Raw genomic sequence first — 25,833 nt, 5'->3', positions numbered from 1 at the left:
TCCAATAATGGCTAGTGTAAAAGATAAGGCGAAGGCAAAAGCAACGGCGAAGGACAACTTTTCGAATGAGACCTACATGTTCTGGTATGAAACCATGCAACTGATGAGGAAATTTGAAGAGAAGGCGGGACAGTTATACGGTCAACAAAAAATACGTGGCTTCTGTCACCTTTATATTGGCCAGGAGGCTTGTGTGGCGGGCGCTATTTCTGCCCTGGAAACGGGCGACAAGTATATCACAGCGTACCGTGATCACGCCCACCCAATTGGCCTTGGATCCGACCCTAAAACCATCATGGCCGAGCTTTACGGTAAAGAAACCGGTATTTCGAAAGGCAAAGGAGGCTCCATGCACATGTTTGACAAAGAGAAAGGCTTCTTCGGGGGACACGGGATCGTTGGTGCGCAGGTTCCACTAGGCTTGGGGATTGGCTTTGCTGAAAAATACCAAAAAACTGGCAAGCTGTGTGTAACGTACATGGGCGACGGTGCTGTAAGGCAAGGCGCCTTCCACGAAGCGCTCAACCTGGCGATGACTTATAAGATACCAGTGATCTTCGCTATTGAAAACAACGGCTATGCAATGGGTACATCTGTTCAGCGTACTTCTAACGTAACGGAGCTATATAAACTGGGTTCTGCATACGACATGCCTTCATTCCCTGTTGATGCCATGTCGGTAGTCGATGTGCACCATGCATTTGCTGAGGCAGCCGAAAGAGCCAGAAAAGGTGACGGGCCTACGCTTTTGGAGCTTCGCACTTACCGTTACAAAGGACACTCGATGTCTGACCCTGCTAAGTACCGAACCAAGGAAGAACTTGAGGAGTACAAAGCAAAAGACCCAATCGAACAGGTTCGTCAATTGATACTCGATAAGAAAATCGCTAAGGAGGCTGATCTTGACAAGATCGATGACAAAATAAAAGATCAGGTAGCTGAGGCTGTCCAATTCTCTGAGGACTCAGGCTGGCCTGATCCGTCAGAATCGTTGAAAGACGTGTATGCTCAGCAAGACTACCCCTACTTAATGGAGTAGTACTAATAATTGGCCGCAGAAACAAAAAGAGCTACCCAGCGGGTAGCTCTTTCTTTTATATAATGAATGAAACTTTACACTTTCAAACGGATATTGACTTTTTCCAGTAAGCTGGTGATGTAAATAACCAGCAGAGAGAACAGCAATGTTTTGACAAGTCCCACAACCCCAACTGTGGCGAATTCGGGAAGCCAGGCTGCAATCGTGACCATAAAGATCGGGTAGAACCAATAGGGCACCAGGTAGCAGGTGAGTGTACTTCTTCCCGCCGGTGCCAAAAAGCCTGCCCAGCTTGTTTTCTTCCACACGTCGGCTACCAGATAAACCAGCACAAATGAAAGGGTGCTTATCCCAGCGCAGATGGCAGTCCAGGAAGGTGTAGCCCTGATTTTAGAAATTCCCCATTCAGGGCGGGTAATGAAGCCAAAAGCCAGAGAAATAACAGCAAAGGCCAAACAGGCGGTGAGAAAGAGGCTCAGTTTGTTCTTTTGAGCAAAATAAGTGAGCATAAGGCTTACCCACACGCCGCTGAGCACACTGGCGTGGTTGGAGGCACTCACAACGAGAAGTCCCTTTGGCACACCTCCCAGCAGGCCGTTCATTTGGTGAATATTGAATAGATAGAAAGCCACAAGTATTGCTGAGATGATAACTATTCTGTCACCTACGAAAACGTAGATAACAGAGCAGAAGAGATAGGCCCAGCCAATGAGTCCAAGAATGCCCCACCAATGTGTTTTCATCCAGACTGGGTTGTCTGTGGGCCCTCCTTTATATATGGCACACAGGGCTATAAGAATGCCGATGCCTGCTACCTGCATCACCCACTCAGGCACTTTGCCGAAGGCCTTTTTGTCTTTATAGTTGTTCCAAATGAGAATAAACCCAATAGCCATCAGGATTTGCCAGGCTTGCTTGGGAATAGGAATCAGTTCTTTGTTGATGCTCTCCAGATTCACCATCATTACCCCCATCACAATCAGGGCCAGGCTTCTTTTAGCAATGTGGATAATCACCTCAGTGTTGTTTTCTCCCTTTGCCCTGCGTGCCTTAATGGCCATGGGCACTGAAAGGCCTACTATGAACAGAAATGCAGGAAACACCACATCTGCCAGGCCGAGACCGTCTTCGTTACCTGCTTTGTGGCCCATCCATTCGGGCACATCGCTGAGTGACCACAGGTCATTCACAAAAATCATGAGCAGCATGGTGAGCGCTCTGAAAATATCAATGGAGGCTATGCGATTGTTCATGGCCGTCAGCGTCATTGTGCCTGGCTATTGATCGCCGAAAACATAGCATTAAAACAATTGGCCTGGCCATCTTCCGAGGTGCCTTTTTCCTTTAGCTCATAGTATTTGTCGATAAAGCCGTCAGCACCGCTCCACACTGTATGCATCATGCCCAGGTACCTTTGCTTCAAAACTTTGCTGCTGTTTTCTCTTAGCGCTAGTGTCTGTGCTACTTGTTTTTTGGCAGGCTCCGGCCTGTTCCATGGGCAAGTGATTACGGAGAGGCCTTTCATAGCCAGATAGGCCGCTGTTGGGTCGGCCCTTTCATAGTGCCAGTCGCAAATGACCACATCTTTGGGAATCATGTCGACCGCCCTGTGCGTGTTGTTCATGCTTGCTTCCCACATCCCCAAGCCGGTATCGCTTCCGTCCAGTAGTCGGTCTCCCCAAATCCACAGCTTTCTCCCTTTTTGCGCCAGGTGATTTCTAATGGTAGTCACTTCTCCTGCAAATAGCTCTGCCTTGTCTTTGCCTTTGCAGCGAGGGCATTTGTCGTCGCCTATATAAAACACTTCGTCCATGCCAGCGTGGAAAGTTTTTGCCTCGAACACTTCCATTATTTCGTCTACCAGATCAAAAACTACCTTATGCACATCGGGATGCAATGGACAATAGCTCTTGCAGTAGAGGCCGTCAGGGTTTGGCCATTCATACTTTTCCGGCATCGTTACATGAGGAGTTTCATCAAACTGAGGATACTCTTTCAGCAGGGCATAGGTGGTGCTGGCCCACGATTGATGCCCTAGCAGGTTGATCTGTGGGATCAACTCAATATTGCTCCGCCTGGCCGCAGCCACAAGCTTTTTAACCTCTTCCCTCGTCAAGCCATCTTTGTCGGCAAGCTTTGGGTAAGACTTGTACTGATACTTCCAGTCAACCCTCAGCACCAGGGTGTTTACATGGTTGGCCGTTAGTTCATTCTCCATGAATTTAATGAAGCGGTCGAGGCCTTTGGAACTCGGTGCCACTATCGCCAGCCCCCTCACCGGCATGATGGAATCAAGTGGCTGAGCCTGGGTGATGCCTCCCAAGCTGAGTATAAAAAGAAAAGCGATTTTTTTCATAGTGGTGTTCTTTAGCAGATAATGAGTCACCATACAATTTAAAAATATTAAAGTGTTTGCGCACACAATTCACTGGAAAGGTGATGAGTGGTAATAGCTGCGATAAATAGTGGGGTTAAAATAATGTGGTTGTTTAATGGCTGATAGTCTTTATTTTATCGAAAAAAATATATCTTTGCGACCTCAAAAGATTAGGATAAATGGCGAAGACTAAAAAGGCGTCAGCTAGAAAGGGTAAAGAGCACGGAAATGATTTGTTGGAAAGCCCTGAAGCGTTAGCCGAACAACTCACCCGTACGGAGGAATTTATTGAAAAGAACAGGCAGCTGGTATTTGCCATTGGTGCTGTCATTATTTTGGGAGTCACCGGGTTCATATTTTATAATTACTATCAGTCGAACCAAAATACGGCTGCTCAGAAGGAGCTCTTTCAGGCAGTGTACTATTTCGAGGCTGACAGCCTTGGACAGGCCTTAAATGGTGATGGAAACAATTATGGTTTTCTTGACATCATTGACCTGTACGGCAGCACGAAGGCCGGCAATCTGGCTAACTTTTATGCCGGAGCCACCTATTTGAAAATGGGCGATTTCGAATCAGCCATTCGTTATCTGAAGTCGTTTGGAGCTTCTGACGATTTGGTGCAGGCCAGAGCTTATTCACTCATTGGAGATGCCTATATGGAACAGTTGGACTACAAGAACGCAGCAGACTACTATCAGCAAGCATCAGACTACAAACCGAACAAGCAGTTTACGCCTGTTTATTTAACCAAAGCGGCCATTGCTTACGAAAGGCAAGGAGATCTAAGTGCAGCACTGAAGTGTTACACAACCATAGTAGATAAGTTTTACGGAGCAGCTGAATACCAGGACGCCAAGAAACACAAGGCCAGACTGGAAGCCCTCGCTTCAAAATAGTTGATGAAAACATCGGCAGAAGGAGGGATAAAGATAACTTTATCCCTTTTTTGTTTCTAAAAACCAAAAAATGGCGTCTTCAGAAAAGAACTTAAGCAGTTTCTCCGGCAGTAACGTTGGGGACGTAAGCAAAAAGAAATTTGGCATAGTGGTCTCTGAGTGGAATGAAGAAGTGACGGAAGCGCTTTTTGAAGGCGCCTATGGGGTTTTGGTAAAGCACGGAGTAAATAGAGACAATATCATCAGGAAGAATGTGCCCGGCAGTTTTGAGCTGAGCCTTGCTTCTCAGTGGCTGGCTCAGCAGGCAGACATTGATGTTGTTATTAGTCTGGGTTGCGTGATACAAGGCGAAACAAAGCATTTTGACTTCATTTGCCAGGCCGTGGCCAACGGCATTACAGAAGTGGGCTTGAAGTACAATAAGCCCGTGATTTTTGGAGTTTTAACCACCAATAATAAGAAACAAGCATTGGAAAGAGCTGGCGGAAAGCACGGAAACAAAGGAGACGAGGCAGCCATTACGGCTATTAAAATGCTTGGATTTTAAACCTATCTAGTAACAATGATTGTAGTAAAATTCGGAGGCACATCAGTTGGGAAGCCTGAGCGGATGCATTCTGTGAAGGACATAGTGATGAGTGTGCCAGGCCAGAAGCTGGTCGTTCTTAGTGCGGTATCAGGCACCACCAATGAACTCATTGCCATTTCTGATGAGTTCTCCAATGGCAATATTGAGGGAGCTCTTGACAGAACCAGAAAGCTTTACGCTCAGTATGTTGACTTTGTGCAACAGCTTTATACAACTGAGGAAGGTAAACAAAAGGGAACTGAGGTAATTGACCGATACTTCCAGCAGATCGAAACGCTGGTGAAGCAGCCGTTTTATGGCAAAGCTAACAAGCTTCTGGTGGCTCAGGGCGAGATTATTTCGACCAGCCTTTTTTATGAGTACCTCAATGAGATTAAGGTTCCGGCTGTTTTTCTTTCAGCACTCGACTTTATGTACCTTAAGGACAATGGAGAGCCAGACCTTGATTTGATTTCCGAAAAGCTGAGGAAAATTTTGGCAGGCATCGACGACAAAAGCGTAATAGTTACGCAAGGATACATCTGCCGGAACTCTTCTGGCGGTGTCGACAACTTGAAAAGAGGTGGAAGCGACTATACCGCTACCCTCATCGGAGCAGCCATCAAAGCGGAGGAGGTTCAAATCTGGACGGATATCGACGGGATGCATAATAATGACCCGAGGATTGTTGAAAATACAATGCCTATTGCAGAGCTGTCGTTCGAAGAGGCCGGCGAGCTGGCATACTTTGGAGCAAAAATTCTGCACCCCACCTGCATCCTTCCAGCACAGCAAAAGAACGTACCCGTTCGTTTGAAAAACACTTTAAATCCATCCGCACGGGGAACCTTGATTACATCTAACAAAAATCCAGACGCCATCAAGGCCATTGCTGTCAAAGATGGCATCACAGCCATCAAAATCAAGTCTACCAGAATGATTCTGGCCTACGGCTTCCTTAGAAAAATTTTCGAGGTTTTCGAAAAGTACCAAACTTCTATCGACATGATCACGACGTCGGAGGTGGCTGTGTCTCTCACCATAGACGAGCCTACTTATCTGAACGAGATCATCGAAGAGCTGAAGCCCTACGGCACCATTGAGGTAGACAAGAACCAGTCGATTGTGTGTATTGTAGGTGACTTTGTTGCCGACAAGAAGGGCGTGGGCAAAGACATCTTCGCTTCGCTTGAAGACATACCTGTCAGAATGATTTCGTACGGTGGAAGCAAAAACAATATTTCCCTGCTTATCGACACCATCTACAAAACAGAAGCGCTGAAAGTTTTGAACAAGGGATTATTCAATTTATAATCCCTGATTCTTTTTTCAAACAGGGTGGATATAGAAGAATATCAGCCATACGATTAAGAATAGAGGCAGGAGGATCGGAATCGAGAACCGCAGTATGTAGCCAAAGAAAGATGGCATTTTGATGCCTATTTGCTCGGCTATCGACTTCACCATAAAGTTAGGGCCGTTGCCTATGTAGGTCATGGCACCGAAGAACACTGCGGCAATTGAAATTGCTTTGAGCGCAAGGACAGAGTCAGCGTAAGTGCCACCAGCGGCAAACGCCACCACATCTTTGACCTGCCCAATATCTCCTCCTTTGGCAGCCATGGCTGCAGTTAGAAAGTTAAGATACGTAGGAGCGTTGTCCAGGAAGCCCGAGAGCGCACCGGTACCCCAGTAAAGTGAATTATGGGTAATGAGTGGAGCACCCGCCTCGGACTGAGCGAAATTGCTCACCAGCTCAAGAGCGGGCATCATGGTGCCGAAGATTCCTATAAAGATAAAGGCGACCTCTCTAATAGGCTCAAAGTTGAAGTCGTTGCCCTCCAGTGCTTTTTTCTCTGCAAACTTGAATGAAAGGAAGGCAGCGGAAAGCATAATAATCTCCCTAATGAAAGAAAATTTCTGTCCCTCGTAATGGATGGCCGGAACCCATTCTAACACATTCGGATCAAGGAAAACAGAAAGAATAATAACCAAAAGCCAGCCGAAGTTTCTGGCACCGACTACGGTTACCTTATTGGTGAAATCCTGAGGATCCTCGCCGAAGCTATAGTCCGCTTTGTTGTTTCTGTCGATTAAGTAAAAAATCCCGGCCAGGAAGGCAAGCGCAAAGACCCATGAAACGCTGTTGTTCAATAGTGTCCAAAAGAAGGGAACCCCTTTCAAAAATCCCAAAAACAGCGGCGGATCTCCAATAGGAGTGAGAGAGCCACCAATATTGCTTACCATGAAAATAAAGAAGATGATATGGTAGGCCTTGATCCTATTCTTGTTCAGCCGGATAAACGGCCTGATCAACAGCATGGAAGCCCCGGTGGTGCCAATGATATTGGCGATGACGGCCCCGACAAGCAGAATAATTATATTAGTCAGTGGTTTTGCCTCTTTGTCGACATTGATCATGATACCCCCACTTGCCACAAAAAGGCCAGTCAGCAAGGCTATGAATTGAATATATTCCGCCAGAGCGTGCACTGGATTGTGCACGTTGTGCAACACAAACAGATAGTAGAGCACCACTAGTATAGCCAGCGAAACAGCTACAATTGGATAGTTTTTGTGCCAAAAGTGCTCGTAGAACAACGGCCCGGTGGCAATCATTAAAAGTAGCAGCACGAAAGGAATCACCAGCCAACCGGGTGCACTCGGGTGCTCTCCTTCCTCAGCATGCCCATCCTCGGCTGTGCCAGGGGTTTCCTCGGCAATGTCGCTCAAGGCAATATTGGCTGCCACCTCATTGTTTTCATGCAATGCTTTTGCCTTTACGTCGTTGGCAAAAACGCCCGTTATAAGAGCGACACTAAGGCACAGAAATATTGCAATTTTTTTCATTAAAGGCCGATCAAAGTAGAGTGTTAGGTTCTGGAGGAGGGGCGGCACTGCTTTGCCAATTAGCTCCTCTTATTTATACACTTGGTTAATTCCTGCTTAAATAAGTTGTTTTAGTGCGATTTCAAAAGAAGTTTTAGGTATTTGTTAACCGTGATTATTTAGCTGGTATGATTTCGAAAGAGAGCGCCCCGGTAAGCTTGGAAACACGGTGTATCAACACAGCGCCCGCTACCAGATTTTTATCCCCGTCGAGCATAAGATAGGTAAAAACTATCTACTATTCTAAATAGAAATAACTATCCGTGTGCCTGGCGATTCCGAAGACCACTTCCAACACCACTAGTGACTGATGGAGCTAACAAGATGCGGTGTACTTGTTTTAGCTATTGTATCGACGCCTTAAAATTTCCATGCAAGCTTCCCGCTGACACATCTTTTTTGCTGCCAGTCACTTGCGAAGAAACGTTGGGTTGCCCGAGAAACCTTTGCAACGCAAGAAAGGCAAATACCAATGCTTCCTTGAACTCAACAGTTTTTCGATCCGGCGCCTCGTAGGTAAATCTTCCTTTGCCATAACGATTAAGTGCATCCATTAGGAACCCATTTAGCGCACCGCCGCCTGTTACCATTACTTTTTCCGTAGAAGATCCAAGGCCATCCATTCCGTTATTCACCTGAAAGGCAATGTGATGAGTGAAAGTGTGGAGGGCATCTTTCACAGGTGTGTTGCTGTTGTCAAGTAAAGGTGCTACTTCTTGCTCGAACCATTCGTACCCCAGAGATTTTGGGCCTTTTTGCTGAAAATAATCAAGTTTGTTGAGTGATCGAAAAAGTGAATCATTCATAGATCCTGTTTTTGCCACTTCACCATTTTTGTCGAAGCTCATCCCAAGCTTCCTCGCCAGGTGGTTGAGCCCCATATTGCAGGCGCACGTATCAAAGCCTTTCATAGTGTTTTGACTGTGCAAGGCGACATTGGCTATGCCACCAAGATTGAGAAAGGCATTGTAGGTAGGGAAAAGGTGGTGCTCGCCATAGGGAACCAGAGGGGCACCTTGTCCACCGTTCAGGACGTCTTGAAGTCGGAAGTTGGCAATGACAGGTAGCTGAGAAAAATGGCTGATGGCTTCAGGATTGCCTATTTGAAGCGTAAGAAGTTTCTCAGGCTGATGAAACACGGTGTGACCATGCGATCCAACAAATAGTGGCTTAAGATCATGCTTTCTGCAAAATGCATGTACACTGGTGCCGAAGAATTTTCCGAGCTCGACATCAAGCAAGGACAGGTCAAGCCCCGACAGTGTGACAGAGCCTTTGAGCTTCTGCTGCATTTCCTCGTCATAAGCCATTGATTCAGCCGCCTCGATGGAATAACCCCACTTGTCTTTTTCATGCCGAAATCTGCACGCTGCCACGTCGAGCCCATCCAGAGAAGTCCCCGACATGAGGCCGATCACAAGAAACTCTTTTTCCATAATTGCATCTATATAGGTAATATCGCCGACTAATTGTTTACTGTACTATGACCGCCGCTATTGACATAGGTAACACAAGGTGCAAGATAGGTTTTTTTGAAAATGGCTCGCTTATTAAGCTGAAAACAAGCGTGGCTTTTGAAGCTATTGTGGGTGCCCTCAAAGGGGAGGAGGTGTCGGAGGTGATTGTAAGCTCCGTGGGCAAAGACGTAAGCAACCTGGGGAAGGAACTGTCTGAAAAATATAAAGTTGTCAAATTGACCCATCTGCTACCGCTCCCAATCTTTCTTGACTACAGCAGTACAGATACCCTTGGGACCGACAGAATAGCGGCAGTAGCGGGAGCTTTCCATCTTTATAGGGGAAAGAACTGTCTGGTAATAGACGTGGGTTCCTGCATTACATATGACATCATCACCAGCGATGGCTACTATAAAGGTGGAGCTATTTCTCCCGGAGTAGAGATGAAACTAAAATCAATGCATACCTTTACGGCCCGATTACCGTTGATAGAGCATCCCGAATGGGTTGATCTGCCGGGAAAGGATACAAAAACATCAATGATCAATGGGGTATTGCACGGGACACTGGCAGAAATTGAAGGCATGATAGAGAGGTTCTCTGGTTTGCTGCCAGACTTGCAGGTGATTATGTGTGGTGGTGGGAGTAATTTTTTTGAATCTAATATAAAACACCACATCTTTGTACGCTCCGAATTGGTCCTCATCGGACTCAACAGTATTTTAAGGCACAATGAGAGGAATTAGATTGGTTATTACGGGCTGGGTAGCATTGTTTTGCTGTGCCACTTCCTATGCACAAGTTACACTTTCACCATTCACGCTATATGGCATAGGTGACATCAAAGAGGGGAGTTTTGCGAATCAATTTGCCATGGGCGACCTGGGCATAGGTACGCCAACGGTATTTCACATCAATGGGATGAACCCGGCTATGCTTACCCAGAACCTGATGTCCACTTTCCAAATGGGTGTAGCTGCGGATATCAGGACGCTGTCCAGTTCAAACGGCAGCGATAGAAATGGGGGTGCTAACCTCGCCTATTTTGCCTATGCTTTCCCAATTGTATCAGGCAAATGGTCTTCCAGCTTTGGGCTGGTGCCATTAAGCAGAATGAACTACAACATTGGTTACACCGCCAACGTGAACAATTCCACTACTCAGGTAGATTATCTTTTCAAGGGAAACGGTGGTCTTTCAAAGGCGTATTTCTCTAATGGATTCAAAATATACAAAGGACTTTCGCTCGGCGTTCGTGGCTCCTTTGTTTTTGGAGAGTTTAACAAGTCGGCAGAAACGTTTTTGCTGGGGCTTACCAGTGGCACCAACTACACCACCGCCTATAAAGAGAAAATCAATTACGCAGATTTCGAATTCGGAGGAGGTCTTCACTACCAACAAAAGTTGACTGAAAGAACAGCGGTCAACCTGGGTGTTGTATACGATCTTCCTTCATCTATTTCAGGTACTCGATTTGCCGGGCTCGAAAGAAGAAGTACAGGAGGCTCCACACCCGGCGATACACTGATTCTGGATCAATCAGTTGCATTTAATTTGCCAAAAAAACTGGGATTTGGCGTTTCGTTCGAAAATCTTAATAAATTTACAGTTGGCTTTGATGCAAGGATTTCCGAATGGAATGAGAATCCGTCTCCTGAAATAGTTAGCACCACTTATCAAAAAGGGCTAAAATTGGTTTTAGGAGGAGAATATACACCCGATATTAGCAGCGTGGATAGCTATTTGGCACGCACAACATTCCGGTTAGGGGCCGCTTGGGAGAGGTTGCCCTACTTGGCCAATGGGAATGACGTTACTGACTTTGGCATAAACTTTGGGTCATCTTTCCCAATGGGTGTGTCAAGTTTTGATGTGGCGGCCAAAATCGGGAGAAGAGGTAGTGTGACGGATAACTTGATAAAAGAGAATTACATTCAGATATATATTGGAGCAACCATCAATGACAGAGGTTGGTTCGTTAGACGTAAATATGACTAAAACTAAGTAATCATGAAAAAGACGTGGATTTTCAGTTTGCTGTTTTTCCTTGGTGTCCAGCTGGTAGCGGTTGCTCAGCCGGGTTGGAATTGGCCTGAAGACAGAGCAACGGCAGAAGAGAAAAACGCTCTCTACACAGACTTCCTAAAGCAAGATAATTTCAAAGCGGCATTGCCTCACCTCGATTGGTTGTTGGCGAATGCTCCTGACTTAAATGAGTCGTTGTATATTAATGGAGCCAAGATTTACGAGGGATTAGCCGACAATGAGCCTGATGCAGCTAAAACAGTTCAATATCAGGAGCAGGCTCTGTCAATGTATGATAAGCGCATCCAGTATTTTGGAAACGAAGGGGACGTGCTAAACAGAAAAGGGTACACAGCCTATAAGTATTACAAAGACAATAAGGCCAAATACCCGGACTTAATGAAGATGTTCGAAAAGGTGTATGAACTTAATGGAGTGAACACCCTCGATAACAACTTGCTTGCGTTCATGGACGTGGTTAGACGCTTTAAGCTAACAGGTGGTGCTATCACCGACGTGCAGGTGCTTGACTACTATGACGAGATCATGGCCATTATCGATTTGAAAAAGGCGACAGGCAAGAACCTGGACAGGATCGAAAAAATTGCTGAGAACATTGACAAGCTGCTTACGGCTACTGTAACCGTTGACTGCGAATTTGTAGAAAACAATCTTGGGCCTAAGCTGAAGGCAGATCCTACAGATCTTAAATTGGCGAAGAAAATTTTGCAGCTACAGTTGACTGGTAAGTGTACCGACAGTCCGCTTTTCATGACATCTAGTAAGATTGTTAACGAAAAGGAGCCAACATATTCTCTGACCAAGGTAATTGCTCAGAAGCTAGCTGCAGAAGGAAAGAACGAAGAAGCGTTTAAATACTACAATCAAGCAGTGGAATTGGCTGATGACAACCAGAAGAAGGCTGAAATCTACTATGACATGGCCAGAATTAATGCCTCTGATGGTCAGAAAGTGTCAGCTCGTGCTAACGCACGGAAGGCGCTTAGCATGGATCCTTCATTTTCCGATGCTTACACGCTGATTGGCAACCTCTACTTGACTAGCTATGAAGATTGCCGTGGTGGAGAAAGCAAAGTAAAGGACAGGGCTGTTTATATTGCTGCATACGAAATGTACAAGAAGGCCGGCAACAGCCAGGGCATGGAAAAAGCAAAAGAACAATTTCCGTCCATCGGGGAGATATTTGAGGAAGGTATGAAAGAAGGAGACGTCCTGAGTGTTGGCTGCTGGGTACAGGAATCTGTTACCTTGCAAAGAAGACCAGCATAAGGATAACAACCTAATTGAGACGGTCGTTGTAACGCAGCGACCGTTTTTTATTTATATGAGAGTCTGCTTAGGTTATCTTATTGGTTTTGTTCTTCTTATGTTTTCTTGCGAAAAGAAGGAAGACATGTCGGACATGCCGCTTTACGAGGGGCCTGTCATGGAGATCAAAGACGTGGTCACCTTGTTTAGTGACTCTGCTAAAGTAAGAATTAGGCTCGAAGCGCCAACGCAATTCGAGTTCGAGAATGGTGACCGGGAGTTTCCTGACGGTGTTTACATTGAGTTTTTTGAGAAAGATGGCACTAAGTCATCCACCCTGAGAGCCGATAGAGGAGAGAAAAATGCTAAGGAGAACCTTTACAAGGCAGAGGGGAATGTGGTTGTTATCAGCCTTTTGGATGGAGATGAGCTAAACACAGAAGAATTGTACTGGACCCCGATAAAAGAAGAGATTTTCACTGATAAATTTGTTACTATTAGGTCTGAGGGCGAAATCCATACTGGAGAGGGAATGACAGCCCGCCAGGATTTTTCAAGTTATTCCATCACCAAGCCAACAGGAACGTTGACTATAGATGACCCGCAATGAAGAAAGGTTGGGGTATTATATTGCTGACACTCAGTGTTGGTTTTTTGATTATCGGCGTTCATCAAACGATGACCGTCGGTCTGGTGCATTCATACTGGATCCTAATGATCAGTGTTTGTCTGCTACTTTTGTATAAATTTGTGAAATGATAAACCGAAATAAACATTTCAAGGGCAAGTCGGGTAACAAGATTTGTTCTTATTCTTTGCAAGGCAATAGAGGCTTTCAAAGCTAATGGATCCAAACCAAGTCATAATTATTCTTATTTGCCTGGCTTTTTCAGCCTTCTTTTCGGGTGTAGAAATTGCGTTTGTCTCTGCCAATCGACTTCACATCGAACTGCTGCGTAAGCAGGGAGCTATTTCGGGGCAAATTTTAACCCGGTTTGTAAAAAATCCATCCCAGTTTATAAGCACGACGCTTGTAGGGAACACTATTTCGTTGGTATTGTATGGGTACTACATGGCCGGGCTGCTCGAGCCCTGGCTGGCGACAAGCCTTCCGGACTCTTTGAGAAACGATGTGACGGTGGGACTAATTCAAACCCTGCTTTCAACTTTTATAGTGATCATCACGGCCGAATATACGCCCAAGAGTATTTTTATGATCAATCCAGATTGGCTGCTCACATTGTTTGCAGTACCAATTTTGATGATCTACTATGTGCTTTACCCCTTTGTATTCATCATCGTTCTTTCATCCAAGTTTGTCATAACAAAAATACTTAGGTTCGAGTACTCTGAGGACAAGCCCATTTTTGGACTGATTGACCTCAATAATTACCTGAAAAACTTGTCGACAAGCGAGAACCAGAATGACAACAGGGAGGTTGATGCGAAAATTTTCAATAATGCCCTTGAGTTTAAGACGGTTAAAGTGAGAGACTGTATGGTTCCACGCCCGGAGATTGTGGCCGTTGACATTGAAGATGGGATAGAGGAACTAAAAAATGCTTTTATTGAAAGTGGACATTCGAAAATCGTTATTTATAAGAACACGATTGACGAAGTGATAGGGTACTGTCATTCGCTTGAGGTATTCAAAAAGCCGAAGGACATCAAGTCGATTTTAACGCCAATCATTATCGTTACCGAAACTTCTCTTGTTAATGAGCTGATGATTCAGTTCCTGACCGAAAGAAAGAGCCTTGCATTGGTGGTAGATGAGTACGGAGGGACATCGGGTATCGTAAGTATGGAAGACATCATCGAGGAAATTTTTGGAGAGATCAACGATGAGCACGATGACGATGAGGACCTGGTAGAAGAAAAAATCGACCAAAGAAATTACATACTAAGTGCGAGGCTTGAGATTGATTACCTCAACGATAGATACGATTTGAACTTGCCGGTGGGAGATTACGAAACGCTCGGCGGTCTGATACTTTCTGTGAACGAAAACATTCCCGAAGTAAACGACATAATAGAGGTCGCCCCTTTCGTGATCACCGTTTATTCAAAAACCGACAACAGGATTGACAGAGTGAAGCTAACGGTTCAAAATGAGGAAGATAGGGGCTAGTAAAACCTCGAACCTCCATTTTGATTTTAGCTTCGAATGATATTATTTTGCGGCTCGCTAAAAACGACGATATGGGTTTCATTAATAAAATAAGAGAGAGAACTGGGTTGGCAGTAGGTATTATTGCTGTTGGGTTGGGGCTATTCGTAGTAGGGGGAGATTTGCTTGGCCCAAACTCGACCTTGTTGGGCGGCAATACGAACGAGATAGGAGAAATTAATGGCACCACTATTAAGCTCGATGAATTTCAGAGTAAGGTAGATGAACTTTCGTTCAACTTTCAAATGAGTCAGGGACGAAGCCCTAGTGGTGACGACATGTACTCCATCAGACAGCAAGCGTGGGATTTGCTGGTCAACAAGTATGCCTATGAAGAAGAGTTCGCCGGGCTGGGAATAACTGTATCTGACGAAGAAGTTGTTGATATGGTTCAGGGTAATAACATCAGCCCCGAAATCGTTCAGGCGTTTACCAACCCTGAAACCGGCCAGTTTGACAAAGATCAGATCATCACGTATTTGCAGAATCTTAGCGCTATGCCCGCACAACAGCAGGCAGCGTGGTACAATTTTGAGGGTACTCTGGCTCCGGCAAGGTTAATGCTGAAGTTTGACAATTTGTTTCTCCAAACTAATTATGTTACTCAGGAGGAGGCTAAGAGGGAATATACTCAAGCCAATAAAATCGCTGAGGTAAAATACCTTTACGTCCCTTATTACACCGTTAGCGATTCTTCTGTTACCGTAACCGACGCTGATCTGCAGGCGTACTTGAAGAGCAACGCTGACCAATACCAAAGAGAGCTCTCACGGTCTCTTGAGTACATTTCTTTCCCTATCATTGCTTCCGCTGATGATACAGCTGCGGTGATCGAAGAGATTAACGAGATTAAAAGTTTATTGGCACAGTCGAAGAACGACTCGCTTTTCGCCAGAGCCAACTCTGATGCACAAACACCTTTTAGAACATACACGCCTGATCAGCTACCAGCGTCATTGAACGACACCATTAAAACGATGCAGGAAGGCGACATCATCGGTCCAATCTTAGCCAATGACAGATACACGATCTACAAGCTATCCAAGAAAGCGGAAGGCACAACCGGCTATGCTCGTGCGAGTCACATCCTTTTCAAAGGAGAGGATGAGAGCGAGGCAGCAAAAAGCGCAGCCAAAGCAGAAGCCAGACAGATTCTAAGTGAAATAAAAAAGGGTGCAAGTTTTGCCGAAATGGCTCGTATTCACGGAACTGACGGCACCGCTACCAGAGGTGGTGATTTGGGTTGGTTTGGTGAAGGCCGCATGGTTGAGCCATTCGAGAAGGCTGTATTTGATGCTTCAAAAACGGGTCTGCTGAATGACGTAGTTGAGACAGATTTCGGTTATCATATTATAGAGGTAACTGCTGTAAAAACAAACACTACCTACAAAGTAGCTACTATCGAGAAAGAAATTATTGCCAGCGATGATACCCGCAATATGGCGTATCGTGATGCAGACATGTTTGCATTGAGCAGCGAAAATCTGGAGCAGTTCCGGGCCAATGCTGCAGAAAAGGGCCTTGAAGTAGAAGAAGCGAAGGGAGTAGCACCAAATGCTCGCCGTTTCGGCGGCCTTTCTGATGCCAGAACAATTATCATCTGGTTGTTCAACGACGGCAGTGTAGGCAAAGTATCAGAGGTTTATGAGCTGGATAGCGAGTATATAGTGGCAGCCATGACCGGGGAGCAGCCAAAAGGACTCGTAGAGCTGAGTGCTGTGTGGGACGACATTACTAAAAAGGTAAAGGACGAAAAGAAGGCGGCTGTAATTGCTGATCAACTCAAAGCTAAAACGGGCACATTGGATGAAATCAGCGAGCAAATGGGAGCTGACGCCACAGTGTATACAATGAGCGATTTGAAGCTAAGCGCCAACGCACTTACAGGTGTGGGTAACGCACCTGAAGCTGTTGGACAGGCATTTGCACTGGCAGCAGGCGAAAGGTCAGGTGTGGTGAAGGCAGACAATGGAGTAGTAATAGTTGAAACTGTTTCTATCACAGAGGCTCCGGAAGTGGCAGATTTCAGCACATTCAGAGATCAACTGAGTCAGCGTCGTCAGTCGAGAATATCATTTAGCTTATCGCAGGCTATTCGGGAGTTTGCCGAGATAGAAGATGAGCGTTATAAGTTTTTCTGATAATATTTAGAAGTTAAAGAAAGGAGTTGCCGATATTTTTTGGTAACTCCTTTTTTCTTTTACAACACGCAAGAATGGACCCGCAAATCGTTTCTTTCAAGGAGAAGCTGGAACAGGAGCACACATTTCCAGGCGCTTATATCTTCAAATTTATTGTTCCAAGCGAAAAAGTTGCTGATGTGGAAAGTTTGCTCCCTGTTGGAAAACTAAGCTTGCGGAGCTCCAGCAATAACCGGTACACCAGTTTGACTTTGGAAAAGATCGTTGAGTCGAGCGAGGAAGTGGTTGAAGTCTATGTTACTGTGAAGTCGGTGGAGGGCGTTATATCTTTGTAATATGATTGGCTTTCAACGGTTCCTGGTTATTACGAGTGTAGGCATTGTATTGACGTCATGTGGCGGAGAGACAGCTAACAATGATGAGTCAGGCCAAAAAAAGGACGTGGTTGGAAGAGAGAGTGTTGCTGTTGGCGGGGGAGACTTGCTTTCTGATGAGTTTGAAGATCCGGATCGGGACAGCTGGCAAAAGCCTGACGAGGTCATACAGAAGTTTGGTGATACCCGGGGGAAGAAAATTGCCGACATTGGTGCTGGAGCAGGCTATTTCACTCTTAGGTTGGCCGCATCAGGGGCCGATGTGATAGCTATTGATATTGACGACAACTTTTTGCAACACATTGAGGAGGAAGCTACGAAGTTGCCAACGAACGTAGGTGGGATAGAGACGAGAAAGACAGTGCCAGAAGCCCCCGGCATTGCGTTGAACGAAGCTGACGGAGTACTCATAGTCAATACCGCCTCTTTTTTGCCAGAGCGGAAGAAGTACTTTGCAGAAATAAGGAGTGGGCTAAAAGATGGAGGGCAACTGGTGATTGTTGACTTCAAGCCCGAGCGGTCTCCGGTAACGCCGCCTGATAATTTTTGGATTTCGAGCCAAAAACTCGTGAACGAATTGAAGGCAGTGGGGTTTACTATAAAAGAGGTAGATGCGAAGACGCTACCCTACCAATACATCATTACCGCCACTAAAAGATAAAATGTTATGTGGACAGAAGAGAACAACAAACTTGTACGAGAAATTACCTTCAAGAATTTTGTTGAAGCATTCGGGTTTATGACAAAGGTAGCCATTGAAGCAGAGAAAATGGATCACCACCCTAATTGGAGCAACGTTTATAATAAGGTGACCATAGAGTTGACCACCCACAGTGCGGGCAATACTGTGACTGAGAAGGACAGGAAGCTTGCGAGCGTGATAGATGCGCTCTTGAAATAGATGGCTACAGCGAAGCTATACCTGGTTCCGACGCCCATTGGCAACCTGGAGGACATCACTCTCAGAGCCTTAAGGGTATTGAGGGAGGTGGATGTGATATTGGCGGAAGATACCCGCACATCCGGTGTTTTACTTAAGCACTTTGAAATCAGTAAACCGGTTAAGAGCTTTCATATTTTCAATGAGCATAAAGTAGTAAGTGACCTTGTGGGAAGGTTGAAGTCGGGCGAGAGCATGGCATTGATTTCTGATGCTGGAACGCCGGGTATTTCCGACCCGGGTTACCTGATAGTGAGGGAGGCGATAAGCGCAGGCATTGTGATCGATTGTTTGCCAGGACCAACGGCGCTTATTCCCGCAGTTGTCAAAAGTGGGTTTCCTTGTGATCGATTTATATTCGAGGGGTTTCTTCCTCACAAAAAGGGTAAACAGACTAAAATAGAAGCCATAAAAGAAGAGGAAAGAGCGGTGATTTATTATGAATCGCCGCATAGGTTGGTAAAAACTCTTGAAATGTTTGTTACCTTACTTGGCGGCGATCGGATGGTTTCGGTTAGTAGGGAGCTCTCCAAGCTCTATGAAGAGACTATTACCGGAAGCGCAACGGAGGTTTTGGCTCATTTTCAGGCAAAGCCACCCAAAGGGGAAATTGTAATCGTCGTATCTGGAAAGTAATATCACGATGGAAATACCATTAGAAACACTTGTTCACCACGTAATAGCCATAAGTAAGGAAGCCGGGCAATTTTTGAAAAAAGAGGCAGAAGGCTTTACACCTGACATGATAGAACTAAAGGGGCACAACAATTTAGTGTCCTACGTTGACAAGGCATGTGAAGAGATGATTGTAGAGCGCCTGAGGGAGGTGCTGCCGGAAGCTGGCTTTATTACTGAGGAAGGTACTGTGGCCAGTTCAGAGGGAGCCTTACAGTGGGTGATAGACCCGCTTGACGGCACCACAAACTTTGTGCACGGTCTTCCCATTTATTCAGTTAGCCTGGCGCTGGTGCGAGACAAGCAGGCGATTCTGGGTGTAGTGTATGAGGTAAATCGTGACGAGTGTTTTCATGCTATCAAGGGTAAGGGAGCCTTCTGCAATGGAAAGCCAATTAGCGTGTCAAATGCTACCCAAATAAATGAATCGCTGCTGGCCACGGGCTTTCCATACAACGACTTTGGAAAGATGATGCCCTATTTGAATATTCTTAATGAATTGATGAAGTCTTCTCATGGGCTCAGAAGGATGGGCAGTGCAGCGGTGGACTTAGCCTATGTTGCGTGCGGCCGTTTTGAAGCGTTTTTTGAGTTCAACCTGAATTCCTGGGATGTTGCAGCGGGCGTCTTACTGGTGACGGAGGCAGGTGGTACCGTCACGGACTTCAAAGGGGGCGACAACTACATATTTGGCCGGGAACTTATTGCCGGCTGTGGCATACAAAGCGAGCTGCTTGGTACGATTAAGAAATTCTGGTTAGACTGAACTTCAGCAGCAATACTACCGTTGACTTACTGAAATGATCGAAACAATTATCATCGGGTTATTATTTGTAGGTGCCGTCGTATTCCTGGGGAGAAAGATTTATCTGAGCGTGAAAGTTGACAAGGGGTGTGCAAAGGGCTGTGGCTGTAGCGAAGCCGACATCCAGAAGGCGCTAAAAGAAACAGCCCAAAAGTAGAAAACTAAGCCCATACCGCCCCGCCCTCGCTGCAATTCTTGCAAATGTCGATGTCCTTTCTAGAACGCAACAAAGCGTTTCTGAATCGATTGTACGACGCTCCCCTCCAAATCTCGGCCATTGAATTTTCCGAAACGTTCCCCATCGAATGGGTTGCGTCTTTGTCGAAGCAGCAGGGCACCATTTGACCGTCCCAGGTGACTACTCCTGAGTGCCACATTTTCCAACACTCATTCCGAAGGACGTTTTTCAGCGACCACTTTCCGTCCGCATGCTGGCTGTACCGTGAATACTTGCTGATGGTTGGAATAAGAGGAGATCCGTTTTCATAGTCATAAATTTGAGCAGTTTTGAACCTGACCTCATCAACACCAAGTTCCTTCCCAAGCCTCTTTATTTCCTCAATTTCATGCTCGTTTGGTTTGACTACCAAAAACTGAAAGATCAAGTGCGGCGTTTTTGAAGCTAATTCTTTTTTCCACTTCACGAGCCTTTTGGTGCCGTCTATCACCTCCTGGAGTTTGCCTTCTTTCCGATAGGCGGCATAAGTATCCTGAGTGGCTCCGTCAATGGAGATAATGAGCCTGTCCAAGCCCGACTCAATCGTCTTTCTGGCCATTTCGTCTGAGAGGAAGTGAGCATTTGTGGACGTGGCGGTGTAAATTTTTTTTTGGTGAGCATAGTTTACCATGTCCAGAAAATCGGGATGAAGGTAGGGCTCTCCCTGAAAATAGAAGGTGAGGTAAAGCAAATGACCTTGGGCTTCATCGATGATTTTTTGAAAGAAAGGCAATGCAATTTTACCCGTTGGCCTGCTAAACGACCTCAGTCCGCTGGGACACTCAGGGCAACGAAGGTTGCAGGCTGTAGTGGGTTCTATGGCCAGGCTAATGGGCAGCCCGCTGTGACGTGCCTTGCCCAGCTGCTTGCTAACCAGGAAGCTACCCAACAGCTTGCCACCATTGACTGCCTTGCGCCAGCTCAATTTGTTGAGCAGCCTTACGTTATCATTGAATGTCGCCAGGTTCATTGTTGAATAAATTCAAGTAAATTTAGCTTCTAATCAGCTACATCCTAAATCCGGGATGTTCTAAATTGCCATTAATGAAAAAGTTTGTCTTAGTCAGCCTCCTCCTGTTGGGAGGAAGTGGCCTTGCAGAAAGCCTGGCACAAATACCACCCTTTATAAGCGACAGTACCACGGTATCTGTAATGACCATGGGTCCTTCGCAGGTAGAACTGTACACCGCTTTTGGCCATAGCGCTTTCAGGGTGCTGGATCATAAAACTGGTATCGACCTGGTATTCAATTATGGTATCTTCAGCTTCAATCAGCCTAATTTCTACTTAAACTTTGCCAGGGGGAAGCTCCTTTACAAATTGGGTGTCAACCGGTATGAAGACTTCAAGGAGGCCTACATAGAAGAGAATAGGTCGATTGTGGAGCAAAACCTCAATCTGACAGTCAGTGAAAAACACCAGTTGTATGCTTTTTTGGTGGAGAACAACAAGCCCGAAAACAGAGATTACTACTACAATTACATTTACGATAATTGCGCCACCAAAATCAGAGACGTGCTGGAAACGGTTTTCAAAGACCGGATCACGTTTGACTATTCTTACGTCACTGAAGATCTGACCTTCCGTCAGCTAATGGATATGAACCTCGGCCAGCAACCCTGGGGCGATTTAGGTATCGATATTTGCCTAGGCACGGGTATCGATAAGGTAGCCACTGGCTATCAGTACATGTATCTGCCTGAATACATACAAAAGGCCTTTGCTGGCGCTACTTTGCAAAGAAGCAACGGCAAGGTGCCACTTGTGAATGCCACTGAGGTTGTGTTTATGCCAACAGAGGAAGGAGAATCGCAGGCCTCATTGGTCACTCCCACCATTGTGTTTGTTCTCGTATTTATGCTGGTTGGTTTTTCTACGCAGCAAGAATGGAAGGCAGGCAAGCGGAGAAAGTGGCTCGACTTTACTTTGTTTTTTGTGGTCGGCGTAGTGGGAATTCTGTTGTTGTTTTTGTGGTTTGCCACGGATCATATTTCACAGTACAATTTCAATCTGCTTTGGGCATTTCCGCTGCATGCATTTGTCGCCTTTTATGCATTTAAAAATAGCCCCCCGAATTGGCTCAGCACTTACCTGCTTTCAGCGGCGGTGCTGCTTGCTCTTGTAATAGTTTCGTGGAGCTTTTTGCCGCAAATGTTGCACCTGGCGTTAGTGCCAATTATGCTCACCCTGGGTTTAAGGGCTATCTTCTGGAGGAAGAGTGCCTTTAGGGCATCATGAACCAGTTGTAAAAAGAGTAGAGCCCCATCGTGAGAAGAACAATACCGGGGATTTTGTTGACGGTTTTCCGGTTTTCCACCACCTTTTGGAAGCGGTTTGACAAGTAGGCCACGCTGGCCATCAAGGCAAAAGTGCCGGCTGAAATACCTGCCACGTAGATGAACAAGTCGTAGCCTTTGATGATCACGATGCTTCGGCTTTGCAGATAGGCCGTTACCGCCAGCCAGAATGGAATGACCATAATATTGGTAACGCCAATTACCAGGCCTTTTCTAAAAGCCCTGGGCGATTCCTCAACAGCTTTTTCTGAGGGAGCCTTGTTTGAGCTCAGTAAACTGGCGACTCCTAAAATAGTTAGAACAATCCCAGACACCAGTTCGAAGTCTTCTGTGAAGGAGGTATTCTCTGTCAGAAAAATATGGAAACGGACGGTGGCAGCAGCGTAAACAAACTCGACAAGGCTAGCTGCCAGGCCGAACCGCAGCCCGAGGGATCGGTGTCCGTGCAGCCCGTACTGAAGCACACTGACATTAATAACGCCCGGGGGAATCGATCCGAGGTAACTACAAACAAAACCAACTACAAATAGCCAGAGTAGATTCATTCACTCTCTTTTAACCGATTGTAGGCTTTGACTTTTTTGATGAAACGAAGCCCTTCTTTAAATGGGGTATACGGCACCCCCAATCGGTGATTTTGGATGGCAATATTACACAAAACATTCAAATGATGGAGAACGTCTCGATAGCCTTTCCATATAGACCTCCCTGGCTGGTAAATGTGGCCCGGCTCGGCACCGGCGCCATTCAGTTCCAATATTTTAAAGTTGATACCCTTTTCCAGATCTTCATAAGACTGGCATCGTAGGTCAAACCTGCCAAAATGAAAACCAGGAATAGAAGCTGCAATTTCATCAAAGGTAGCTTCCAGCGCTTCTGTCGCCAGCCCAGTATCGTCGAGAAAGGTTGTGCCCCTGCAATGATTGCCAATTGGCTCTACCTCAATAGTTTCACCTTTGCCTGGCACCATATCCATTTTTTCCGGGTACTTTTCTTCGAAGTCTTTGATATACAAACGGGCTCGCAGATTGGAGGTCAGCAGACTACGGGCTGTGGTTTTGCCATCACCAGTCACCGCCATCAATCCCTTACGGGTAATGGATGAAATTCGGCCTTTTGCTACGCCAGGAAACCTATAGTAGAACAAACCCAGCTCTATGGGATACGAAACGTAGGCCTGAGCCAGAAAATCGACCTTGATGCGTTTCAAATACTGCTCAATGTCAACCAATGAGTCAATTTTTTTTACCATCCACCCTCTTTCTCCTATATCGGGTTTGAGCAAAATTGGGTAATTGAGCCGAGTCGCTTCCATCCATGTAGTAATATCCTTAGCAGAGGAGGAAGGAGGGAAGCGCCTTGTCGTTGGGACATATTTTTCGGGAATGAGCTTAAAGATGTCGCCTTTCGACTCGCCAAGCATGCCGCCGAGTTCAATTGTTGGGTTGGCTGCCGAAAAGAAAAAGACTGAGCGGGCTTTGGCCGAAAGGAAAGCGTAGTATATGAAAACGGGAAAGTAAAAAACATTAAAGGGCCAGAATTCCCAGTGGAAAAGCTTCATAAAGAAGGGCACTTCGAACAGCTTTCTTTTGAATTGCTGCCAGCCGCTTTGACGCATACTACTGAAATAAGGTGGTGATGAAGAAGCTTAGTTACTTGTCTGTCTGCTTCGAATAGTACTACTGGCGACGCCAAAGTCTTCAGGCAGCTGTACGTACCCGCAAAACTCGTTGATGGCTACTCTGATCAGCGCCATGTGGTGAATGGCATGCTCAATATTATAGACCAATTCACGAAGGTAGTTAGAAGGTATGCGCACCATTGCCCGCTCATTTCTTGGCTGTTCTGCGGATCCAAAATCTGCTTCAAGAGTCAGAGCAGAATTTTCTTTATGGGATTTTACAAAGTCTCCAATTCCTCTTAAGACTTGCCGGGCAAAGTCTCCGTCGTCCTCAATCATCTTATCCCTTCTTCTGTTGTCATAGTTGACAACACCACTTGGGGTACCATCCATCAGGCAGATAAAAAACTCAAGTGTATGCCGTACGTGCTGGCCGATGGTTGAATTGTTGAGAAGCTTAACTGGTCGAGTGTAGTCTTCTGGTTTAAGCTGAACGATTACTTCGTCAAGCTGCGATAAAACGTTTCCTGTGGTGGTTATTAGGTTCATATATCTTAAGTATCCAAACTCATAAAAATACATATCCTCCGCTTGCAATACGGTCAAATGAAGGACAAATGATCAACTCAGATCAAAGTTTTTAAAACAGGGATATCGTTCTTACGATCTAAAACTGCCACCAGGCTGGCAAAAAACACAATAACTGCATAAGCAAATAACAGGCCGCCGTCGCCCTGCACCTCAATGCCCAAAAAGACAGCGTGGAAGAAGAGAGCTCCTGCCATTAGGCCCATACCCAGTAGACCACCGAGCCAGTAAATTTTTGGAATCAGTAAGAGTACTGACGCAACCAGCTCCATGCTGCCCACCATATACCTGCCCCAGGGCTCCATGCCGATTGTGCTGAATATAAAAATGGACTCTGGTGCCCCGGTAAACTTAAAATATAGCGTTTGGAGCATAATGAAAGCGGCTAAAATCCGCAGAACAAGTACACCTACCTTCCTTATTTTCATAAGACTTTATTTGAGTAAGTAACAACTCAACAGTTTACGAGGATCAACATGAATTTAATCATTCTGAACGAATATAAGACAGGCTTTAGTCAAATACGAGACAATTCAAGGCAGGTCTTGGATGGTTTTCCAAACGAGATCGGGTTCAAAGCCACGCTGTAGAAGGAATCTGGCAATTTTGTTGTTACGGTCTGCGGTGCTGGTTGAGCGGGTATCTTTGAGCTTTCTGGTGGCCAGATAAGTAATCAGCTGTTGGTAGTCTCCTTCGTCGATTTGTTCGAGACCCTCTTCAATAGTGGCACCATCCAGCTGCTTCATTCTAAGAGCATACCCGATCTTAATTCTGCCCCACTGATTTAATTTGAACTTGTCGCTCGCAAAGGCTCTGGCATACCTGGCCTCATCCAGAAAACCCTCTTTTTTCAGCGTTGCTACGATGTGGTTCTTGTCGTCATCTGACAGAGGAGTATTGCGCAATTTCAAGAGAACATCGGAAACAGCACGTTCCTGTATGGAGCAGTAATGTGCCATCTTCGACAAATGCGGTTTTATTCTTTTTTTATCTGCTTCAGTCAAAGCTATTTGACAAGGCCTTTTCTTTTCAGAATGGTTTCCACAAACTTCACCTCATTCTCGGTGTTGAAAACTTTGAACGGAAGATGAATAATCTGCGCTTTGTTCACGAACAATGTAAAGGCGTCTTTTTTGACTAGGGCACGTGAGATATTTTCCCATTTCATCGGCATCCCCTGTTTCGTATTTATCTTGATCAGGATCTGTCGGCTGTCAATTTCATAGCCCAGTTTGTCAAAAAGAATTTTGAATTGCTCCATTTGAGTGGCGCCAGCAAACTGGATGAGCCAAAAAAGAATATATAACACAAGAGCTATGGTAGAGCCAATGAACCACCACCAGCTGGGTAGAAAAAACACTGGCAGATTGAGACCGACATAGATGAGGGAAACCCACCATTGCTGCTTCAACACGCTCCAAAGAGCAATTTTTATATAGGTATTTTTTGGAAGTTGATACTTCTTAGTTTTTACGATCATGA

28 protein-coding genes are annotated in these 25,833 nt (G+C 45.6%); 17 read left to right on the top strand and 11 right to left on the bottom strand.

What is annotated here, in order from left to right:
* Positions 1-7: 7 nt before the first annotated feature.
* A complete protein-coding gene (gene pdhA, locus RIG68_RS05110; RefSeq protein WP_152001727.1) occupies positions 8-1,039 on the top strand; it encodes a pyruvate dehydrogenase (acetyl-transferring) E1 component subunit alpha in 1,032 nt (343 codons plus the stop codon).
* Positions 1,040-1,113: 74 nt separating this feature from the next.
* Here the strand turns inward: pdhA and RIG68_RS05105 are convergent, their stop codons facing one another.
* Entirely contained in the window at positions 1,114-2,292 is a 1,179-nt protein-coding gene (locus RIG68_RS05105) for a heparan-alpha-glucosaminide N-acetyltransferase domain-containing protein (RefSeq protein ID WP_350119423.1), read from the bottom strand.
* A gap of 11 nt (positions 2,293-2,303) precedes the next feature.
* Positions 2,304-3,395, bottom strand: coding sequence for a family 20 glycosylhydrolase (locus RIG68_RS05100; RefSeq protein WP_350119420.1), 1,092 nt, complete (start codon positions 3,393-3,395; stop codon positions 2,304-2,306).
* A gap of 200 nt (positions 3,396-3,595) precedes the next feature.
* On the opposite strand from RIG68_RS05100, the gene RIG68_RS05095 reads away from it, so the two are divergent.
* From RIG68_RS05095 to RIG68_RS05085, 3 genes are all read left to right on the top strand, one after another.
* Positions 3,596-4,315, top strand: coding sequence for a tetratricopeptide repeat protein (locus RIG68_RS05095; RefSeq protein ID WP_317488635.1), 720 nt, complete (start codon positions 3,596-3,598; stop codon positions 4,313-4,315).
* A gap of 70 nt (positions 4,316-4,385) precedes the next feature.
* The gene (gene ribH, locus RIG68_RS05090; protein WP_350119417.1) at positions 4,386-4,862 is read left to right on the top strand and encodes a 6,7-dimethyl-8-ribityllumazine synthase; all 477 of its coding nucleotides are present in this window, start codon (positions 4,386-4,388) and stop codon (positions 4,860-4,862) included.
* A gap of 15 nt (positions 4,863-4,877) precedes the next feature.
* Positions 4,878-6,197 (top strand): aspartate kinase, encoded by a 1,320-nt coding sequence (locus tag RIG68_RS05085; protein ID WP_350119415.1) that lies wholly within the window; start codon positions 4,878-4,880, stop codon positions 6,195-6,197.
* A gap of 15 nt (positions 6,198-6,212) precedes the next feature.
* On the opposite strand, the gene RIG68_RS05080 is transcribed toward RIG68_RS05085, so the two are convergent.
* Positions 6,213-7,733: a sodium:proton antiporter gene (locus RIG68_RS05080; RefSeq protein WP_350119412.1), complete on the bottom strand. Its 1,521-nt coding sequence runs from the start codon at positions 7,731-7,733 to the stop codon at positions 6,213-6,215.
* A 383-nt stretch (positions 7,734-8,116) separates the two neighbouring features.
* Entirely contained in the window at positions 8,117-9,208 is a 1,092-nt protein-coding gene (locus tag RIG68_RS05075) for an anhydro-N-acetylmuramic acid kinase (protein ID WP_350119409.1), read from the bottom strand.
* Positions 9,209-9,255: 47 nt separating this feature from the next.
* Between RIG68_RS05075 and RIG68_RS05070 the strand changes: the two genes are divergently transcribed.
* The 12 genes from RIG68_RS05070 to RIG68_RS05015 all read left to right on the top strand — a co-directional run bounded on the left by RIG68_RS05070 (position 9,256) and on the right by RIG68_RS05015 (position 19,785).
* Positions 9,256-9,975, top strand: a complete 720-nt coding sequence (locus RIG68_RS05070) for a type III pantothenate kinase (protein WP_350119406.1) — start codon at positions 9,256-9,258, stop codon at positions 9,973-9,975.
* The gene (gene bamG, locus RIG68_RS05065) at positions 9,962-11,227 is read left to right on the top strand and encodes a BamG family beta-barrel-assembly machinery protein (protein ID WP_152001736.1); all 1,266 of its coding nucleotides are present in this window, start codon (positions 9,962-9,964) and stop codon (positions 11,225-11,227) included. Before RIG68_RS05070 ends, bamG begins: the two co-directional genes overlap by 14 nt.
* Positions 11,228-11,239: 12 nt before the next feature.
* Positions 11,240-12,544: a tetratricopeptide repeat protein gene (locus RIG68_RS05060; RefSeq protein ID WP_350078475.1), complete on the top strand. Its 1,305-nt coding sequence runs from the start codon at positions 11,240-11,242 to the stop codon at positions 12,542-12,544.
* 55 nt (positions 12,545-12,599) lie between these two features.
* Positions 12,600-13,133 carry an LPS export ABC transporter periplasmic protein LptC gene (gene lptC, locus RIG68_RS05055; protein ID WP_350094748.1) on the top strand — a complete coding sequence of 178 codons (534 nt, stop codon included), beginning with the start codon at positions 12,600-12,602 and terminating at the stop codon, positions 13,131-13,133.
* A 234-nt stretch (positions 13,134-13,367) separates the two neighbouring features.
* On the top strand, positions 13,368-14,654 hold the full coding sequence (locus tag RIG68_RS05050) for a hemolysin family protein (RefSeq protein WP_339793614.1): 1,287 nt from the start codon (positions 13,368-13,370) through the stop codon (positions 14,652-14,654).
* Between the two features lie 71 nt (positions 14,655-14,725).
* Positions 14,726-16,834, top strand: a complete 2,109-nt coding sequence (locus tag RIG68_RS05045) for a SurA N-terminal domain-containing protein (RefSeq protein ID WP_350119403.1) — start codon at positions 14,726-14,728, stop codon at positions 16,832-16,834.
* A 74-nt stretch (positions 16,835-16,908) separates the two neighbouring features.
* Positions 16,909-17,169 (top strand): DUF493 family protein, encoded by a 261-nt coding sequence (locus tag RIG68_RS05040; RefSeq protein WP_152001741.1) that lies wholly within the window; start codon positions 16,909-16,911, stop codon positions 17,167-17,169.
* 1 nt (position 17,170) lies between these two features.
* A complete protein-coding gene (locus tag RIG68_RS05035; protein ID WP_350119400.1) occupies positions 17,171-17,869 on the top strand; it encodes a class I SAM-dependent methyltransferase in 699 nt (232 codons plus the stop codon).
* A gap of 6 nt (positions 17,870-17,875) precedes the next feature.
* On the top strand, positions 17,876-18,109 hold the full coding sequence (locus tag RIG68_RS05030; protein ID WP_350078467.1) for a 4a-hydroxytetrahydrobiopterin dehydratase: 234 nt from the start codon (positions 17,876-17,878) through the stop codon (positions 18,107-18,109).
* Positions 18,110-18,784 carry a 16S rRNA (cytidine(1402)-2'-O)-methyltransferase gene (gene rsmI, locus RIG68_RS05025; RefSeq protein ID WP_350119397.1) on the top strand — a complete coding sequence of 225 codons (675 nt, stop codon included), beginning with the start codon at positions 18,110-18,112 and terminating at the stop codon, positions 18,782-18,784.
* 7 nt (positions 18,785-18,791) lie between these two features.
* Positions 18,792-19,589 (top strand): inositol monophosphatase family protein, encoded by a 798-nt coding sequence (locus RIG68_RS05020; protein ID WP_350119395.1) that lies wholly within the window; start codon positions 18,792-18,794, stop codon positions 19,587-19,589.
* Positions 19,590-19,623: 34 nt separating this feature from the next.
* A complete protein-coding gene (locus tag RIG68_RS05015) occupies positions 19,624-19,785 on the top strand; it encodes a FeoB-associated Cys-rich membrane protein (RefSeq protein WP_350119392.1) in 162 nt (53 codons plus the stop codon).
* A gap of 4 nt (positions 19,786-19,789) precedes the next feature.
* Here the strand turns inward: RIG68_RS05015 and RIG68_RS05010 are convergent, their stop codons facing one another.
* Entirely contained in the window at positions 19,790-20,815 is a 1,026-nt protein-coding gene (locus RIG68_RS05010; protein ID WP_350119389.1) for a radical SAM/SPASM domain-containing protein, read from the bottom strand.
* A gap of 74 nt (positions 20,816-20,889) precedes the next feature.
* On the opposite strand from RIG68_RS05010, the gene RIG68_RS05005 reads away from it, so the two are divergent.
* A complete protein-coding gene (locus RIG68_RS05005) occupies positions 20,890-22,083 on the top strand; it encodes a lipoprotein N-acyltransferase Lnb domain-containing protein (RefSeq protein ID WP_350119386.1) in 1,194 nt (397 codons plus the stop codon).
* Here RIG68_RS05005 and RIG68_RS05000 read toward each other — a convergent pair.
* The 6 genes from RIG68_RS05000 to RIG68_RS04975 all read right to left on the bottom strand — a co-directional run bounded on the left by RIG68_RS05000 (position 22,070) and on the right by RIG68_RS04975 (position 25,831).
* Positions 22,070-22,687 (bottom strand): LysE family translocator, encoded by a 618-nt coding sequence (locus RIG68_RS05000; RefSeq protein WP_350078456.1) that lies wholly within the window; start codon positions 22,685-22,687, stop codon positions 22,070-22,072. The two genes, RIG68_RS05005 and RIG68_RS05000, sit on opposite strands and share 14 nt — an antisense overlap.
* On the bottom strand, positions 22,684-23,760 hold the full coding sequence (locus tag RIG68_RS04995) for a hypothetical protein (protein ID WP_350119382.1): 1,077 nt from the start codon (positions 23,758-23,760) through the stop codon (positions 22,684-22,686). The genes RIG68_RS05000 and RIG68_RS04995 overlap by 4 nt, the downstream gene beginning before the upstream one ends.
* A 30-nt stretch (positions 23,761-23,790) precedes the next feature.
* Positions 23,791-24,312: a DinB family protein gene (locus RIG68_RS04990; protein WP_350119379.1), complete on the bottom strand. Its 522-nt coding sequence runs from the start codon at positions 24,310-24,312 to the stop codon at positions 23,791-23,793.
* Positions 24,313-24,389: 77 nt separating this feature from the next.
* Positions 24,390-24,779 (bottom strand): DoxX family membrane protein, encoded by a 390-nt coding sequence (locus RIG68_RS04985; protein ID WP_350119376.1) that lies wholly within the window; start codon positions 24,777-24,779, stop codon positions 24,390-24,392.
* 105 nt (positions 24,780-24,884) lie between these two features.
* Positions 24,885-25,310 (bottom strand): regulatory protein RecX, encoded by a 426-nt coding sequence (locus RIG68_RS04980; RefSeq protein WP_350119373.1) that lies wholly within the window; start codon positions 25,308-25,310, stop codon positions 24,885-24,887.
* 47 nt (positions 25,311-25,357) lie between these two features.
* Positions 25,358-25,831 carry a YcxB family protein gene (locus tag RIG68_RS04975; protein ID WP_152001753.1) on the bottom strand — a complete coding sequence of 158 codons (474 nt, stop codon included), beginning with the start codon at positions 25,829-25,831 and terminating at the stop codon, positions 25,358-25,360.
* Positions 25,832-25,833 lie beyond the last annotated feature (2 nt).

Origin of the sequence: Imperialibacter sp. (assembly GCF_040222385.1) — a bacterium.
Lineage (GTDB): Bacteria > Bacteroidota > Bacteroidia > Cytophagales > Cyclobacteriaceae > Imperialibacter.
The sequence above is the reverse complement of the archived record's forward strand: the minus strand, read 5'-3'. Positions and strand labels throughout refer to the sequence as shown.

Coding starts and splice junctions, on each gene's coding strand:
- RIG68_RS05015 (WP_350119392.1), top strand. CDS start 19,624: ATGATCGAAACAATTATCATCGGGTTATTATTTGTAGGTGCCGTCGTA.
- RIG68_RS05030 (WP_350078467.1), top strand. CDS start 17,876: ATGTGGACAGAAGAGAACAACAAACTTGTACGAGAAATTACCTTCAAG.
- RIG68_RS05105 (WP_350119423.1), bottom strand. CDS start 2,292: ATGAACAATCGCATAGCCTCCATTGATATTTTCAGAGCGCTCACCATG.
- RIG68_RS05080 (WP_350119412.1), bottom strand. CDS start 7,733: ATGAAAAAAATTGCAATATTTCTGTGCCTTAGTGTCGCTCTTATAACG.
- lptC (WP_350094748.1), top strand. CDS start 12,600: ATGAGAGTCTGCTTAGGTTATCTTATTGGTTTTGTTCTTCTTATGTTT.
- RIG68_RS05070 (WP_350119406.1), top strand. CDS start 9,256: ATGACCGCCGCTATTGACATAGGTAACACAAGGTGCAAGATAGGTTTT.
- rsmI (WP_350119397.1), top strand. CDS start 18,110: ATGGCTACAGCGAAGCTATACCTGGTTCCGACGCCCATTGGCAACCTG.
- RIG68_RS05100 (WP_350119420.1), bottom strand. CDS start 3,395: ATGAAAAAAATCGCTTTTCTTTTTATACTCAGCTTGGGAGGCATCACC.
- RIG68_RS04975 (WP_152001753.1), bottom strand. CDS start 25,831: ATGATCGTAAAAACTAAGAAGTATCAACTTCCAAAAAATACCTATATA.
- RIG68_RS04995 (WP_350119382.1), bottom strand. CDS start 23,760: ATGCGTCAAAGCGGCTGGCAGCAATTCAAAAGAAAGCTGTTCGAAGTG.
- RIG68_RS05020 (WP_350119395.1), top strand. CDS start 18,792: ATGGAAATACCATTAGAAACACTTGTTCACCACGTAATAGCCATAAGT.
- bamG (WP_152001736.1), top strand. CDS start 9,962: ATGAGAGGAATTAGATTGGTTATTACGGGCTGGGTAGCATTGTTTTGC.
- RIG68_RS05075 (WP_350119409.1), bottom strand. CDS start 9,208: ATGGAAAAAGAGTTTCTTGTGATCGGCCTCATGTCGGGGACTTCTCTG.
- RIG68_RS05085 (WP_350119415.1), top strand. CDS start 4,878: ATGATTGTAGTAAAATTCGGAGGCACATCAGTTGGGAAGCCTGAGCGG.
- RIG68_RS04980 (WP_350119373.1), bottom strand. CDS start 25,310: ATGGCACATTACTGCTCCATACAGGAACGTGCTGTTTCCGATGTTCTC.
- RIG68_RS05040 (WP_152001741.1), top strand. CDS start 16,909: ATGGACCCGCAAATCGTTTCTTTCAAGGAGAAGCTGGAACAGGAGCAC.
- RIG68_RS05095 (WP_317488635.1), top strand. CDS start 3,596: ATGGCGAAGACTAAAAAGGCGTCAGCTAGAAAGGGTAAAGAGCACGGA.
- RIG68_RS05050 (WP_339793614.1), top strand. CDS start 13,368: ATGGATCCAAACCAAGTCATAATTATTCTTATTTGCCTGGCTTTTTCA.
- ribH (WP_350119417.1), top strand. CDS start 4,386: ATGGCGTCTTCAGAAAAGAACTTAAGCAGTTTCTCCGGCAGTAACGTT.
- RIG68_RS05010 (WP_350119389.1), bottom strand. CDS start 20,815: ATGAACCTGGCGACATTCAATGATAACGTAAGGCTGCTCAACAAATTG.
- RIG68_RS04985 (WP_350119376.1), bottom strand. CDS start 24,779: ATGAAAATAAGGAAGGTAGGTGTACTTGTTCTGCGGATTTTAGCCGCT.
- RIG68_RS04990 (WP_350119379.1), bottom strand. CDS start 24,312: ATGAACCTAATAACCACCACAGGAAACGTTTTATCGCAGCTTGACGAA.
- RIG68_RS05000 (WP_350078456.1), bottom strand. CDS start 22,687: ATGAATCTACTCTGGCTATTTGTAGTTGGTTTTGTTTGTAGTTACCTC.
- RIG68_RS05045 (WP_350119403.1), top strand. CDS start 14,726: ATGGGTTTCATTAATAAAATAAGAGAGAGAACTGGGTTGGCAGTAGGT.
- RIG68_RS05035 (WP_350119400.1), top strand. CDS start 17,171: ATGATTGGCTTTCAACGGTTCCTGGTTATTACGAGTGTAGGCATTGTA.
- RIG68_RS05060 (WP_350078475.1), top strand. CDS start 11,240: ATGAAAAAGACGTGGATTTTCAGTTTGCTGTTTTTCCTTGGTGTCCAG.
- pdhA (WP_152001727.1), top strand. CDS start 8: ATGGCTAGTGTAAAAGATAAGGCGAAGGCAAAAGCAACGGCGAAGGAC.
- RIG68_RS05005 (WP_350119386.1), top strand. CDS start 20,890: ATGAAAAAGTTTGTCTTAGTCAGCCTCCTCCTGTTGGGAGGAAGTGGC.